Here is a 13,589-nt window from a genome sequence, read left to right on the forward strand (position 1 = left end):
CCGCCCACAACCTGACATCAGCAAGGTCCCCACCCACAACCACACCAACGACCGACCTGGCCACCAGTCACAGCAAGCACCGTTGCAGTACTAGTAGCCCTGCCGTGACACACCCAGCAGCCGGGCCATGAGGGAGACGTCATAGTGTGCCCTGTTCTCGTCGGTCAGCCGATAGCAGATCACCGGCTGGTCTCCCGGACGAAGAAAACCGTGGCCTTGCGGAGGATCTCCTTCTCCTCGCGCAGCTGCTTGGCCTCACGGCGCAGCCGGGCGAGTTCCTCCTTCTCGTCGCTGGCCAGCCCGGGCCCCTGCCCGCTGTCCGCGCGGTCCTGGCTCACCCAGCCTCGAATGGTCTGGGCGGACGGGCTCGAACTCCTTAGCCAGCTCCTGCGGCGTACGACCGGCTTTGACCAGCTCGACTATCTGGCGACGGAACTCCGGCGGATAGGCCGGACGCGTCCTTGGCACGATGAACTCTTTCTTGGCGGGGACCAGTGTCCCCAAGCGGGAAGGTGTCCACCAAACCGAAGCAAGATCAACCGGAGACGAAGACGATGTTCTCTCTGGCCAGCCCCAGTTCCGGCATGAAGCCCTGCACGGCGGCGAGGATCGCGTAGTCACCGCAGCCCGGGCACCAGCGCACCTCCTGGTCCGACTTGAAGTCCTTCATCGACTGCTTGGCCTCGGCCTTGGGGACCAGCTGCAGCAGTCCGTTGCCGGCGTCAGTCATCGATGGCCTCCTTCAGAGCCGTGGCGAGCTGTTCCGCCTTGAACGGCATGCCGTTGACCTGGTTGTAGGAGTGGGCGTCGACCAGGTACTTCGCCCGGATCAGGGTGGCGAGCTGCCCGAGGTTCGTCTCCGGGACCACCACCTTGTCGTACTGCTGGAGCACCCTTCCGAATACGGACCCAGTTTCAGTAGGAAGCCACGGGCAAGCTGCTGCAGAGGCGTTGTGTGGTGTGAGGACGCCATGTGGGCTTTCCCGCCAAGGTGAGGCCGGGCAAGCGAGTTGAGATGACGGTAAGGGAGGTGATGAGTTCCATCCGGGCCAGTTGTGCACCTATGCATGTATGGATCCCCTTCCCGAAGGCGATGTGCGGTGCGCCGGTTCGATGGGGGTCGAACACGTCGGGATGCGGGAATACGGATTCGTCGCGGTTCATGGCAGCAATCAGGAACCGGATCGGTGTATGGGGTGGCAGGGTGACGGGACCGATGGTCATGTCGTGCCGGGTTGTGAGGTTGATGGAATTGATGACATGAGGGCTGCGGTAGCGCAGTGCTTCCTCGATCCACGCGCTGGTGTTGTCACGCAGGAGAGGTGCGGTCTGTGGGTGTTCAATCAGCGTGAGGGTGGCCAAGTCGAGGGCGGCCAGAGCCGAAGTGTAGGAAGCCGCCCACAGCAGCCAGCACAGGAGCGCCACATCAACCGCCGGTATGCCGTCGGATGCTTCGACCAGGCGAGCGAAGCCGGAACCGGGTACGAAGTACCGTTGCCGAACGGCGTCTTCCATGTAGGCGAATAGGGTGCGGGAGGCATCGTCGGCGTCGGCTATGGCGTCCGGGGTTTTCTTCGGGTAGAGAGCCTGGAATATACGGGCCGGTAACGTGGCGAGTATCTTGAAGTCCTTATCGGGTATGCCAAAGACGGTGGCCGCAGCACGCTGAGTGAAAGGCAGCGAGTACTGGGTGTGCAGGTCGGCGATTCCGTCTTTGGCTAGGGATGCGGCGAGCTGGTCGGCCAGGCGTTCGGCTTCCTTTCTTACCTGGACGTTGGCTCGCGCCAGAAGGCTTCGATCAAAGGCCCATGCTCCTACGCGCCGCAGCTCAGTATGACGAGGAGGCACTGATTTGATGAGGGTCTGGTTGATGGTATGCAGCGCGTAGGAGTTGGCGTCGTCTTCTGCTGCATCACGGATATTTGGATCTTTCAGGAGCGCTGCATGCTCATAGCAGGAGATGTAGGCGGTGCCGTCTGGATTTACGTAGACGGGATGCTTAGTACGCAGCCAAGTGTAGAAGGGATAGGGATCGTTGAGGTTCTCAGGCTGAGCAAGCAGGTCGAAGAGGTCGACATCGGACATGAGGACTCCTTAACTCGCGGCGACTGTAGGAAGTGAGTCCTATCAGTTGTACGCGCCCATCTCGCGACTGCCTCTTGCAGCAAATCCGCGACAGTACTCTTGGTCTACGTGCGAGGATCGCGGCATGGGCAGAGAACTAATTTCCGCTCTCATCCTAGAAGCTTCGGATTCCTTGCTTCTGGCAAGGTCGATGCCGTCCGCGCATATGAAATCGCCACGACGAGGGCGAGCGATGGCGTTTCGCAGCGGTGGGTCAGTTACCGACTGACTGGGCCCACTCACTGCATCACGTCCGTCTCGAAAGCAACAGGCTCCTAGGAGGGCGGAGACCGTTAACGCAGTGCAAGCTTGCGAATTTGTGAAATCCTGAAGGCAGCAGCCCTCCGACCAGCCATGGGCCCCTCGTGCCATAATTCACAATGTTGCACGGCATTTTCCGTGTGCCCCGGTCCGAGGTGCTGTTGCCGCTTGCGGCAACGTGATGCAATGGTCTTCTCTTGCGGCAGCGAGCCGTTCTGTCGGAAATATGTGTTTGCTTCCCGATTTCGCTATGCCGAAAAGGATGGGACGTGCCCTGTATGTCTGAGTGTGCTGTGATATGCGGTCTGGGGACGTGCTTGCCCGAGCGGATTGTCACGAACGAGGATCTGGCGGCTTCGTTAGATACCAGCGATGAGTGGATCCGTACTCGCACAGGCATCCACCGCAGACGAATGGTTGCGCCAGGTACAAGTACCAGCGACCTTGCGGTCTCCGCAGGGCAGGCAGCTCTGGTCTCCGGCGGACAGATCGCCGACTTCGTCTTGTTGGCAACCACAACTCCCGATCGTCCATGCCCGGCGACAGCGCCTGAGGTAGCGCACCGGCTTGGTTTAGACGAGGTGCCGGCGGTGGACGTGGCGGCGGTGTGTTCGGGGTTTGTCTATGCCTTGGGCCTGGCTGAGGCCCTGGTAAGAGCCGGTGCTTGTCACCAGCCGCTGGTGATCGGCGCGGAGGTGTATACGTCGATCATTGATCCGCAGGACCGGAACACTGCGGTGATTTTTGGTGATGGAGCAGGCGCGATGTTGTTGCGCCGTGGTCACCGTGAAGAGCCAGGGGCCATTCGTGCCGTGGAACTGGGCAGCGCCGGGGCAGGCAGTGGTCTGATCACGGTGGCTGCCGGCGGATCACGCATCCCCGGCCACGCGCAGGAAGTACCGCGTGAGCAGCGCTACTTCCGCATGGAGGGGCCCGAGGTATACAGGCAGGCGGTGGTCCGGATGACGTCGTCCACCCGCTCGGTGCTGGACCGCGTAGGGTGGTCACCCTCGACGGTGCAGGCCTTCATCGGCCACCAGGCCAATCAGCGCATCTTGAACTCGGTCGCCGACCGCCTGGGGATTGATGCCCGCTACCGGTTCGGGAACATCGCCGAAGTCGGCAACACTGCTGCGGCATCCATTCCGTTGGCGCTTGCCGACGCAGCGGCAAGCGGCCGCATCCGTCCGGGTTCGCGCACTGTGCTCACCGCGTTCGGTGGCGGGCTCACTTGGGGATCAGCCGCAGTGACCTGGCCGGACGTAGTACCCAAGTGTCTGCCGCCCGAGTCCCCGCCCGCTTTCCGTAGCTCCAGAGTTGACCGCCAGGCCGATGCTGTCCCGACGGATCCCGCACCACGTTGACCGCTTGCAGTGACCCCTCCGGGGTTCGCTAGAACAGCCGGACGGACCTGAGCTACTTGGGGCCGCGTCCGTTTATTCCATCTTGCGGGAAGAACGGTTGCCGCTGTCCCCACCGCCTGGCGGTCGGGCGGCAGCCGACCCGGGCGTGAGCCGCGGGCAGGGAAGAAGCGTGCTTCTCCCGCACATTCACTCATCTGAATCGATCAGGGCCTTTCGTGGCCGTATCCTCAGGAGGTTCTCATGACCACCGCAGCATCACTGCGCGAGAGTCTGGAGCAGACGCTCACCAGCAAATTCCAGGTCGACCCGGCCAACATCACCGACGCAGTCACGCTCACGGATCTCGGGCTGGACTCCCTCGCCGTGGTGGAGCTGATCGATTTTCTTGCCACCGACCTGAGCCTGCAGCTCGAAGACGACGCCTTGCACCCTGCCATGACCGTGGACGAGGCCGTGGCGGTACTGCGCCAAGGTAGTGCGAAGTGACCAGATCCGGCTCGGACCAGGAAGTAGTGGTGACCGGAATCGGCGTGGTCAGCCCCGCTGGCATCGGTGTCGACGCCACCTGGAAGGGAGTGTTGGCCGGGCAGCCGACGGCCCGGACCACCCCGGATCTCGCCGGGCTCACCGTGGACTTTGCCTGTCAGGTCCCCGACTTTGATCCAGTGACTCGACTGGGTGCGAACCTGGCTCGTCGCACCGACCGCTACAGCCAGCTGGCCTTCGTGGCTGGTGCGGAGGCGCTGCGCATGGCCGGCCTGGAACCGAACGAGTGGGATGGAACACGGGTCGGAGTGATCATCGGCACCGCCTTCGGCGGCATTACCACGCTCGAAAACCAGGTCACCCGTCTGGTACAGGGCGAGGCGGTATCGGCGACCACCGTCCCCATGGTCGCGCCCAACATGCTGGCCGGACAGCTCTCCTTGCACTGGCAAGCCAACGGTCCCAGTTTCGCCGCCTGTACGGCCTGTGCTTCCGGAACCACTGCGATCGGGCTGGGCACGCAGCTGCTGCGCACGGGCGTGTGCGACGTTGTGCTGGCCGGCGGCAGCGATGCCCCCGTGAACCGGATCATCACCGCCTCGTTCGCTCGGATGGGCGCCTTGTCGTCGCGCTGCCAGACACCCGCCCTCGCCGCTCGTCCGTTCGACGCTGCGCGTGACGGCTTCGTTCTGAGCGAAGGCGCAGCGGTCCTCGTGCTGGAGCGGAGGGCACAAGCCGCCGCGCGTAAGGCGACGGCGCTGGCCCAGGTGGTTGGTTACGGCGCCTCGGCCGACGCCCACCACATCACCGCCCCGCACCCCCAAGGCAGTGGACTCGAGTATGCGACAAGGGCCGCACTCGCTCAGGCTGACGCCACGGCAGCAGATGTCGATCACGTCAACGCCCACGCCACCAGCACTCCCAAAGGCGACCTGGTGGAGGCAGGGTTGCTCGCCCGGCTGTTCGGCCGCCGGGCGACGGTCACCTCGACCAAAGGTGCCCTCGGGCACACCATGGGTGCGGCCGGTGCGATCGAGGCGGCCTTGACCGTGCGCGCTATCAACGAGCAGACGGTGCCGCCGACGGCCAATCTGGAGCGCCTCGATCCGCGGATCGATGCGGATGTCGTCGTGGGTTTGGCTCGGCCCCAGCGCATCCAACTCGCGCTGAGCAATTCGAGCGGGTTCGGCGGCCAGAACGCCGTGCTGGCTCTCGCCCCTGCCTAACAGGCAACCTCGGCCTCCTACGGCCGGGAACGACAAGGAGGAAGGATGACCAAAACGGTTGAGCGGGACTCAGTAAGCCCCGCGGCTTCGCCCAGGATCTGGGGACTGGCTCGTAGAACCGGCACGGCGGACCCAGAAGTCAGCTCTCGCCGTGCCGCCGACCAGATCGCTTGGTTGCGCGACTACGCGCCGCGTCGTATCAACTCACTGCTCATCGATGAGCGGCGGTGTATCCCTCCTTACATCGTCCAGGACTTCGGGAGCGCCGGGCTGTTCGGTCCGCTCATCGAGGAGGAGTACAGCGGGACTGCCCTGCTCTTCCGCGACATGTTCCGGGTGTTCGAGCAGTTGATGGCCATCGACACCGCCTTGGGCACGTGGATGACCACCTCACTCTTTCCCGGCACCCGCGCGCTATCCGTCTGGGCCACCAAGGAGATCAAGCAGGAGTGGCTGCCGTTGCTGGCCACCGGCCGTACCTTGGCTGCCTACGCCCAGACCGAACCCGGCGCGGGGAGCGACTTCTCGCAGCTGTCCACGACAGCCCGCCCGGTGCCCTCTGGCGGATGGCTGCTGAGCGGAGACAAGCACTGGATCGGCAACGGAGCATGGGCGGGCATCTCCACCGTGATCGCCCGGCTGGAGGCGCAGTACACCTCCCCCTCCTCACTGGTAGCACTGGCCGTGCCCACTGCCAGCCATGGTGTCTGTCTCGGGGAGGAGCACCTGTCGTTCGGCCAACGGGGCATGGTGCAAAGCCGGATGCACTTCGCCAACGTAGCCGTGCCCGACAGCCACGTCCTGGCTGACGGTGACGGCCGCCTGGCGGCCATGGACTCGATGTGTGCCTCACGCCTTGCCCTCGCGGCCTTCGCACTGGGCGCGCTGAAGCGGATCGTCCAACTGGCCTTCCGTTTCGCCCGACGGCGTACAACCTCCGGAGTCACGCTCAAGGACCGGGCCGTGATCCGCGGGTGGCTGGGTGACACCGTAGCCCGCACCGACATCCTCGAAGCGATCGTGTCTGACCTGGCTGATCGGCTGGACGCTGGGCAGGCGGTCGATATCGAAACTGTCATCACGGCCAAGGTCCTTGGCAGCGAATGGGCGGTTGAAGCGGCCGACCGTCTGATGCAGCTGCTGGGCGGACGCGGCTATGACGAGGCGAACTTGGCCTCCCGCATATACCGAGACCTTCGCGTCTACCGGATTTTCGAAGGACCCAGCGAGGCCTTGTGCGACTTTCTGGGCCGACGGAGCCTGCGGCAGACCAGCCAGGTCCGCACCATGCTCAGCACATACAGCGGTACGGACCTTGCTACGCGATTCGAGGCCGCCCTCTGGGACCGGCCGGCCGCAGGCGGCTTGCCGGACGCGCCGCACGCCGGAGTCGCAACGGCCCTCATGTGGACCCTCGCCGCCGGTGCCGTACGGAGACATGCGCCGCACCATGCGCACGCACAGCAGGTCGTCGAGATTCAGCTGCAGCGTGCCCTGGAAGGCGTACGCGCCGGAGACGACCTGACGACCGTCTCGGACGATCTGCTGGAGCAAGCGGTGGACCGGTACGCACAGCACATCGGCGATGTCGTGCAGCAGCTGCCCGGAGCGCACTACGGTCTGGACCCGCTTCTGCAGCCGACTCGGGCGGGTGCCAAGCCCACCTGAGCGATCTGCGGCCGCCGCTTCTGACGCTTTGTTGTGGACCACCAAGACCACCGTTTCCCGTCAGGCGAGGGGCGAACGGGCGATCCCCTACGCAAGAAGAGGAGCAGAGAGCATGGCGTATTCCACAGCCCAGCGGTCACCCGTCTCGTCGAGGGCCGCAGTACTGCAGGGCAGCAGCCTGGGCGAACTCCTTCTGCTCGCTCGGCGACGTCACGCCATCGACCTGGCAGTCGGTACACCGGGCTACCCTGAACCGTCCGCCGACCTTCTCAAGGCCGCCGCCGATGCGATGCAGGCCGGGCGCAATCAGTATGACCACCCGTCTGGCGACCTGCTGCTTCGGGAGCGGATCGCCGAGACACTCACTCCAGGCGCTGATCCGCACACCGAACTGACCATCACCGTTGGCGCCACCGAGGCATTGTGCGTCGCCCTGCTCGCCACCGTTGACCCCGGCGATGAAGTCATCCTGCTCGACCCCGGATATGAGCAGTTCAGGGCGGCGGTCGCCCTCGCCGGAGCGGTGCCACGCTTCGTGCCCCTCCACCCGCCCACCTGGCGCTACGACCCCGCCGACCTGGCAGCCGCCTTCAGCCCGCGCACCCGGGCCGTACTGCTGAATTCACCCGCCAATCCAACCGGACGCGTCCTCGACCACACCGAACTCGACGAGATCGCCGCACTGTGCGAGCGCTGCGACGCTACTGTCATCTGCGATGAGGTGTACGGCACTTACGTCTTCGACGGGCGGCCCTCGCTTTCGGTCAGCGAGGTGCCAGGACTCGCCGAGCGCAGCATTGTCGTCGGCTCGCTTTCCAAGAGCCATGCGATCAGCGGATGGCGCCTCGGATTCCTGCGCGCCGACGCAGTCCGCACCGAGGCACTGCGACGGGTGCACGAACTGACCACGAACGGTGCCGCCACTCCACTGCAGGTGGCCGTAGGGATGGCCGCGCTCTCCATGGACCTGCGCATTGCCACCGAGCAGATGGGCCGGTGCCGGGACATGGCCCAGACGATCTTCTCGCGCTTGGGCATGAAGTTCGCACCGGCGGAAGGAGGGTGCTACCTGTTCGCGGACGTCAGCTCCCTCACCGGCGGGCAGCACGGTGGCAAGCAGTTCGTCCTCGAGCTCCTCGACGAAGCTGGGGTGCTGCTTGCACCCGGAGCCCCCTTCTTCGCCGACCCTGCCCGCGGCGAACAGTACGTGCGTATCGCGTTCAACCGGCAGACCGACGTCCTGCGCGAGGTCGAGCACCGGATTCTGGGCGGCTGACGGCCGACGAGCAAGGGAGTAACCGGATGAGGCATTGCAGAGCCGACCAGTTGGGGCCGCTGCCGGCCTTCCTGAAAGACGGCAGCGAGGACGTGGTCCGCTTCGTCACACCTGTCGGAGACACGATGTGGCTCGTGCGCGACTACGCCCTGGGGCGCGCGGTGCTGACCGACAAGCGGTTCAGCCGGGAGTGCGCAGCCCGCCTTGACACCCCGAAGTTCAATGACGCAGAGCCCGCACCGGACTCCATGATGAGCATGGACGGCAGCCAGCACGCCCGGTTGCGGCGCATGGTCAGCGGCGCCTTCTCCAGCGGTCGGATCGCCGCGATGAGTCCGCTCGTGGAGGAACTCACCGACCGGCACCTCGACACCGTCGCCGCGCACGGGCCCGGCGTCGATCTCGTCGCACACCTCGCCGCGCCGCTGCCGCTGGTCTTGCTGTGCTCGGTGCTCGGTATCCCGCCCGAGGACAGCATTCGCTTCCGTGACTGGATAGAAGTCCTCTTCGACATCGCCCCAGGCACCACCCAGGAGAAAGCTCGTCGACGCCTCGCACTCGCCAACTACATGAAGGGCCTGATAGAGCGCAAGCGACGGCAGCCGCAGAGCGACCTGCTCACCGATTTGATCGAGGTGCACGACAGGGGCGAGCTCACGACAAACGAACTGCTTACCCTGGGGCTCACCCTCCTGATGGCCGGCTATGAAACCACCGTCGGGCAGCTCGGCTTGTCGGTCCTGTCGCTGCTCACCGACCACGAAGTGTACGAGGAACTCGTCGCGTGTCCTGAACGGATCGCCCCCGTCGTGGAGGAGCTGCTGCGACTCAACCCGGCAACCCCCCTGACGTTCCCGCGCGTCGCGATGCAGCCGGTGCGGCTGGGTAGCGTCACTGTCCAGGCGGGCGAGGCCGTCATGGTCGCGCCGCTGCACGGCAACCGCGACGCCAAGGTGTTCACCGAGCCAGAGACTCTCAGCTTCGCTGGCCACGATGCCGCACACCTGACGTTCGGCCACGGTGTGCATCGCTGCCTGGGCGCACCGCTGGCCAGACTGCAGGTCCGCGTCGTCCTCGAACGTCTACTGCGGCGCTTCCCGACGCTCCGGCTCGCCGCTGTCGACACGCCAGTGGTGTGGAAGGAGGGCCTGGCGACCCGCGGACTGTCCCGACTCCTCGTCGACTGGTAGCCACTCCAGGCTGTCGTACGGAGCGTCGCCGCTCCACACGCCCAGCGGGCATCGGCCTCGACGGAGCCGCCGGCCCACTGACTGCTCAACCAGCTGTCCACCACCATCGAGCACCATCCAGGACGGGACACCCAGGACATGACTGAACGTACTATCGCACACACCGCTTCCGCGCGACCGGGCATCAGCGGCCCATCCACGCTGCAGACCAAGGCGCCCAGTTGGCTGCGGAGTTACCACCGCCGAGAACACCCCGCCGCCTGGCTGGTGTGCTTCCCTCACGCCGGCGGAGCCGCAACCTCGTTCAGCAAGTTGTCCGCAGCGCTTCCCGACGACATCGAACTACTCGCGGTGCAATACCCCGGTCGGCAGGACCGCCGCGCCGAACCCTGCGCTGCGGACATCACCGCCTTGGCCCGGGGAGCGGCCGATGCCCTGGCTTCGTATACCGACCGCCCGTTGTTTCTCCTCGGCCACAGTATGGGCGCCATCGCGGCCTTCGAAGCGACCCTGCTGCTGGAAGAACACAGCACCGTTGCAGGGCTGTTCGTTTCCGCCGCCCGGCCTCCGGCCCAGGACTGGGAGGAGCCCGACGTCGACGCCCTGAGTGATGACGACCTGGTCGTCGGTGTGCGGAGGCTCGGTGGCGTGCCCGACGTACTGCTGCGGAAACCCGAATCCCGCGCTGAGGTGCTGCGTCTGCTGCGCGCCGACCATCGTGTGCTGCGTGGCTACCGCTGCGCGGTGGATACCACGGTCAAGGCCCCCATCACTGTGCTGCTTGCTGCCGAGGACCCGAAGAACACCTTGGAGCAGATGCGGGACTGGGCCATGCATACCACTGGACAGCACGCCGTGGAGATCCACTCCGGCGGGCACTTCGCACTGACCGAATGCACAGGCGAGATCGCGAAGCTGCTGGGCCGCTACGTCCATGACCGCCTGGCCACCAAGCCCATCGATCCGCCGGCCCTCCTGGTGCCTGAGCTCTACCTCGCTGGGCCGGACGGCCGCGGCTTTCGACCGTCAACGGACCTTACCACCCTTCAATCCGCGGCCCGCGAAGTGCTACCGCCCTCTGCCTACGGCTATGTGGCGGGCGACGCAGGAACTGGTGCCACCAGGCGCGCCAACCGCGAGGCCTTCGACCGGTGGCGGATAGTGCCACGGATGCTGCGCGGCATCACCCGCCGCGACTTGTCAGTGCCCCTCTTCGGCCATCGCCTGGCTGCCCCTGTGCTGCTGGCGCCGGTCGCCGCGCAGACCGTCGTTCACCCCGAGGGTGAAATCGCGGCCGTGCGCGGCGCTTCTGACGCGGGCGTGTCCTTCGTCCTTTCGTCCTTTTCCTCTCACAGTATGGAGGAGGTCGCGGCAGCCGCAGGTGAGCAGCCGCGGTGGTTTCAGCTGTACTGGCCGTCGGACCCGACGGTGGCCGAGTCTCTGGTCCGCCGGGCTGAGGCGAGCGCATATGACGCCCTGGTCCTCACCGTCGACAGCCCCGCCTTCGGCTACCGCCCGGCGGACCTCGACCACGGCTACCTGCCGTTCTTGCACGGCCTGGGGCTCGCCAACTTCACCACCGACCCCGCATTCCAGGCGGGGCTGCCCCCGGACGCCGACGAAAGCGCGGTGATCGCGCACTGGGCGGCCATCTCCACCAACCCTTCCCTCACCTGGGACGGGCTTGCGTGGCTGCGCGAGCTGACCAGCCTGCCCATCCTGCTCAAAGGCATCCTGCATCCGGACGACGCACGACTGGCCCTCGCCCATGGCATGGACGGCGTGATTGTCTCCAACCACGGCGGGCGTCAGCTCGACGGCACCGCGGCCGCCCTGGACTGTCTGCTGGCGGTTCGCGCGGCTGTCGGAACCGCTGTACCGGTCCTGATGGACTCCGGCGTGCGCACAGGCACTGACGTGGTCAAGGCCCTGGCCCTCGGCGCGGACGCCGTGCTGCTGGGCCGACCGTATCAGTACGGCCTTGCGCTGGACGGGCGGAACGGTGTGCGGCACGTGCTGCGCTGTCTGCTCGCCGAGCTGGATCTGGCGCTGGCATTGAGCGGCTGCGTCAGTGTACGGGACCTCACAGAGGACATGCTTGCCCCGGCCGCCCGTCTCACGGCACCCCAGCCGAAGAGCAACAACTCGGCGCCAGTGAGGTCGTAGCTCGGTCTCATAGGGACGGCCCCCCGCATAGGGTCAGTTGGGGCCGAGGACACGTTCCGGTGAGGGCGGAACTGGATGAGCAGGCCCCGTGTCCTCGGCCGCCAGGTCCTGGTCGAAGCCCACAGCACGGTCGCCACGGCTCCACCCTGCAAAGCGCGACCATCTCGGCAGTCACGCCGCCCCCGGCCCAGGCGCTGTGGCGGTCTTCGCCTGGACAGCGCCGTCGTCGCCGTGAGAGTGGAATCACCACACCAACAACGCGGCTTCGCCATGTCACCACTGGCCCCCTCACCTGCAGCTTCCCCCCAATGCCGTTGTTTGAGGCTTTATGCAGTTTGGGGTGACGGGTCGGCTGCTTGGCCGTTGTGCCCGGCGTGCATCCATGGGCTGGGATATCTGAGCGAGTACGGCTGGGGGCGGTCACGCAGTGGGTGACGCCGGAGCTGGTTGACGAGGTTCTGTCGCAGTGTCGCAAGCGGGATCGTCGACCGGGCGCGTTGCCTGCCGGGTTCATGGTCTACTTCACGCTGGCGCTCGCGCTCTTCCACCAGGACTCTTACGGCGATGTGCCGAGCATGTGGTGGGCGGCATAGGGGAGTTGATCGGGTGCATCCCGCACAAGGCTTCGTTCACGCGGGGCCGGGAGCGGCTGGGCCCGGGATTTTGGAACGGCTCTTCCACCGCCTGGCCGGCCCCCTGGTCCCGGCGGGGCTGGGCGGGTCCTTCTGGCGGGGCATGCGCCTGGCGGCGGTCGACGGGTTCCTGCTGGACGTGCCGGACAACGACGCCAACCGGCGCGCCTTCGGCGGGCCGAAGGACTCCAGCGGTAGGCCGGGCGGTTTTCCGCAGGCGCGGGTGGTGACGTTGACCGAGACTGGCACGCATGCCTGCATCGACGCACGGGTGGACGGCTACAACAGCGGCGAACGCGATCCGGCCATGGCGATGGCCACCTCGGCCGCCGGGATGCTCGTCATCATGGACCGCGGATTTCCCGGCGTGGAGCTGTGGAAGGCATACACCGGCGCCGGCGCCCACCTCTTGCTGCGGGCCCGCTCGTGTGTCGCCCGCCGCCCGGTCCGGCACCTGCCCGACGGCACCTACCTGGCCCGGATGAACCTCAGCGGGCAGAAAGGGACCCACCCGGGCGGTGTGCTGGTCCGCGTGATCGAGTACCGCATCGACGGGGGCGAGTGATCCGGCTCCTGACCGATCTCTTCGACACGGACACTCACCCGGCACAGGAGTTGGCGGCTCTCTACCACGAAAGGTGGGAGACGGAGTCCTCCTACCGGCAGATCAAGACCTTCCAGCGCGGCCGGCAGAAAGTGCTGCGGTCGGCCGACCCTCAACTCGTGCGCCAGGAAGTGTGGACGCATCTGATCGTCCGCCATTGCCTCACCCAGATCATCATGCGGCTCGCCGACGGCCACGGCACGACCCGGACCGCATCTCGTTCGTCAAAGTCCTCAAGCACACCCGCCGCAGTGTGTTCCGCCAGCACGCCGAGACCCCGGAAAGGATCCGAGGGTTCCTGGTCTCACTGGCAGCGAAGGTCCGCCGGAAACTCGACAACGGGACCCGTCGACTGCGAGAAGCCGATCGGTTCCTCAAGCGGCCCAACTCGCTGTACTCCTACCGGCCGAAGGACCTGCCGCGCGCCCCGTGCGCCGGGAGCCGCCAAGACCATCAGGCTGCATACGGGCATAGTTCAGTGATCAAGCAACGGCATTGAGCCTTTTCCAACCTCACTTTGAGCTGGGCAGGAGCAGGGTGAGTACTGCCTGGACGAAGCTCGTGATGCGAGTGGTCGAGCAGCGGAGCTTGC

11 protein-coding genes and 2 pseudogenes are annotated in these 13,589 nt (G+C 65.9%); 9 read left to right on the plus strand and 4 right to left on the minus strand.

The window, feature by feature from the left end:
* Positions 1 to 179: 179 nt before the first annotated feature.
* The 4 genes and pseudogenes from ABZ624_RS40020 to ABZ624_RS40035 all read right to left on the minus strand — a co-directional run bounded on the left by ABZ624_RS40020 (position 180) and on the right by ABZ624_RS40035 (position 2,085).
* Complete coding sequence (locus ABZ624_RS40020; RefSeq protein ID WP_360100025.1) at positions 180 to 338, minus strand: hypothetical protein; 159 nt, start codon at positions 336 to 338, stop codon at positions 180 to 182.
* A gap of 200 nt (positions 339 to 538) precedes the next feature.
* Positions 539 to 730 (minus strand): annotated as a pseudogene (locus ABZ624_RS40025) (2-oxoacid:ferredoxin oxidoreductase subunit beta); the annotation flags it as partial.
* A pseudogene (locus ABZ624_RS40030) lies at positions 723 to 893 on the minus strand (hypothetical protein); the annotation flags it as partial. The pseudogenes ABZ624_RS40030 and ABZ624_RS40025, both read right to left, overlap by 8 nt.
* Positions 894 to 915: 22 nt before the next feature.
* Positions 916 to 2,085, minus strand: coding sequence for a cytochrome P450 (locus ABZ624_RS40035; RefSeq protein ID WP_360100027.1), 1,170 nt, complete (start codon positions 2,083 to 2,085; stop codon positions 916 to 918).
* A 578-nt stretch (positions 2,086 to 2,663) separates the two neighbouring features.
* Between ABZ624_RS40035 and ABZ624_RS40040 the strand changes: the two genes are divergently transcribed.
* From ABZ624_RS40040 to ABZ624_RS40080, 9 genes are all read left to right on the plus strand, one after another.
* The gene (locus ABZ624_RS40040) at positions 2,664 to 3,749 is read left to right on the plus strand and encodes a beta-ketoacyl-ACP synthase III (protein ID WP_360100029.1); all 1,086 of its coding nucleotides are present in this window, start codon (positions 2,664 to 2,666) and stop codon (positions 3,747 to 3,749) included.
* A 240-nt stretch (positions 3,750 to 3,989) separates the two neighbouring features.
* Positions 3,990 to 4,235 (plus strand): acyl carrier protein, encoded by a 246-nt coding sequence (locus ABZ624_RS40045; protein ID WP_360100031.1) that lies wholly within the window; start codon positions 3,990 to 3,992, stop codon positions 4,233 to 4,235.
* On the plus strand, positions 4,232 to 5,461 hold the full coding sequence (locus tag ABZ624_RS40050) for a beta-ketoacyl-[acyl-carrier-protein] synthase family protein (protein WP_360100033.1): 1,230 nt from the start codon (positions 4,232 to 4,234) through the stop codon (positions 5,459 to 5,461). Before ABZ624_RS40045 ends, ABZ624_RS40050 begins: the two co-directional genes overlap by 4 nt.
* 45 nt (positions 5,462 to 5,506) lie before the next feature.
* Positions 5,507 to 7,129, plus strand: a complete 1,623-nt coding sequence (locus tag ABZ624_RS40055) for an acyl-CoA dehydrogenase family protein (RefSeq protein WP_360100036.1) — start codon at positions 5,507 to 5,509, stop codon at positions 7,127 to 7,129.
* Positions 7,130 to 7,241: 112 nt separating this feature from the next.
* Positions 7,242 to 8,405, plus strand: a complete 1,164-nt coding sequence (locus ABZ624_RS40060) for a pyridoxal phosphate-dependent aminotransferase (RefSeq protein ID WP_360100039.1) — start codon at positions 7,242 to 7,244, stop codon at positions 8,403 to 8,405.
* Positions 8,406 to 8,455: 50 nt separating this feature from the next.
* The gene (locus ABZ624_RS40065; protein ID WP_360100042.1) at positions 8,456 to 9,595 is read left to right on the plus strand and encodes a cytochrome P450; all 1,140 of its coding nucleotides are present in this window, start codon (positions 8,456 to 8,458) and stop codon (positions 9,593 to 9,595) included.
* 138 nt (positions 9,596 to 9,733) lie between these two features.
* Positions 9,734 to 11,761: an alpha-hydroxy-acid oxidizing protein gene (locus ABZ624_RS40070; RefSeq protein WP_360100045.1), complete on the plus strand. Its 2,028-nt coding sequence runs from the start codon at positions 9,734 to 9,736 to the stop codon at positions 11,759 to 11,761.
* 374 nt (positions 11,762 to 12,135) lie between these two features.
* A complete protein-coding gene (locus ABZ624_RS40075) occupies positions 12,136 to 12,354 on the plus strand; it encodes a transposase domain-containing protein (RefSeq protein ID WP_360100052.1) in 219 nt (72 codons plus the stop codon).
* Between the two features lie 70 nt (positions 12,355 to 12,424).
* On the plus strand, positions 12,425 to 12,958 hold the full coding sequence (locus ABZ624_RS40080; protein WP_360100049.1) for a transposase: 534 nt from the start codon (positions 12,425 to 12,427) through the stop codon (positions 12,956 to 12,958).
* Positions 12,959 to 13,589: the final 631 nt, after the last annotated feature.

The organism is Streptomyces sp. NPDC007205 (assembly GCF_040634095.1).
In the GTDB taxonomy this organism is placed as follows: domain Bacteria; phylum Actinomycetota; class Actinomycetes; order Streptomycetales; family Streptomycetaceae; genus Streptomyces.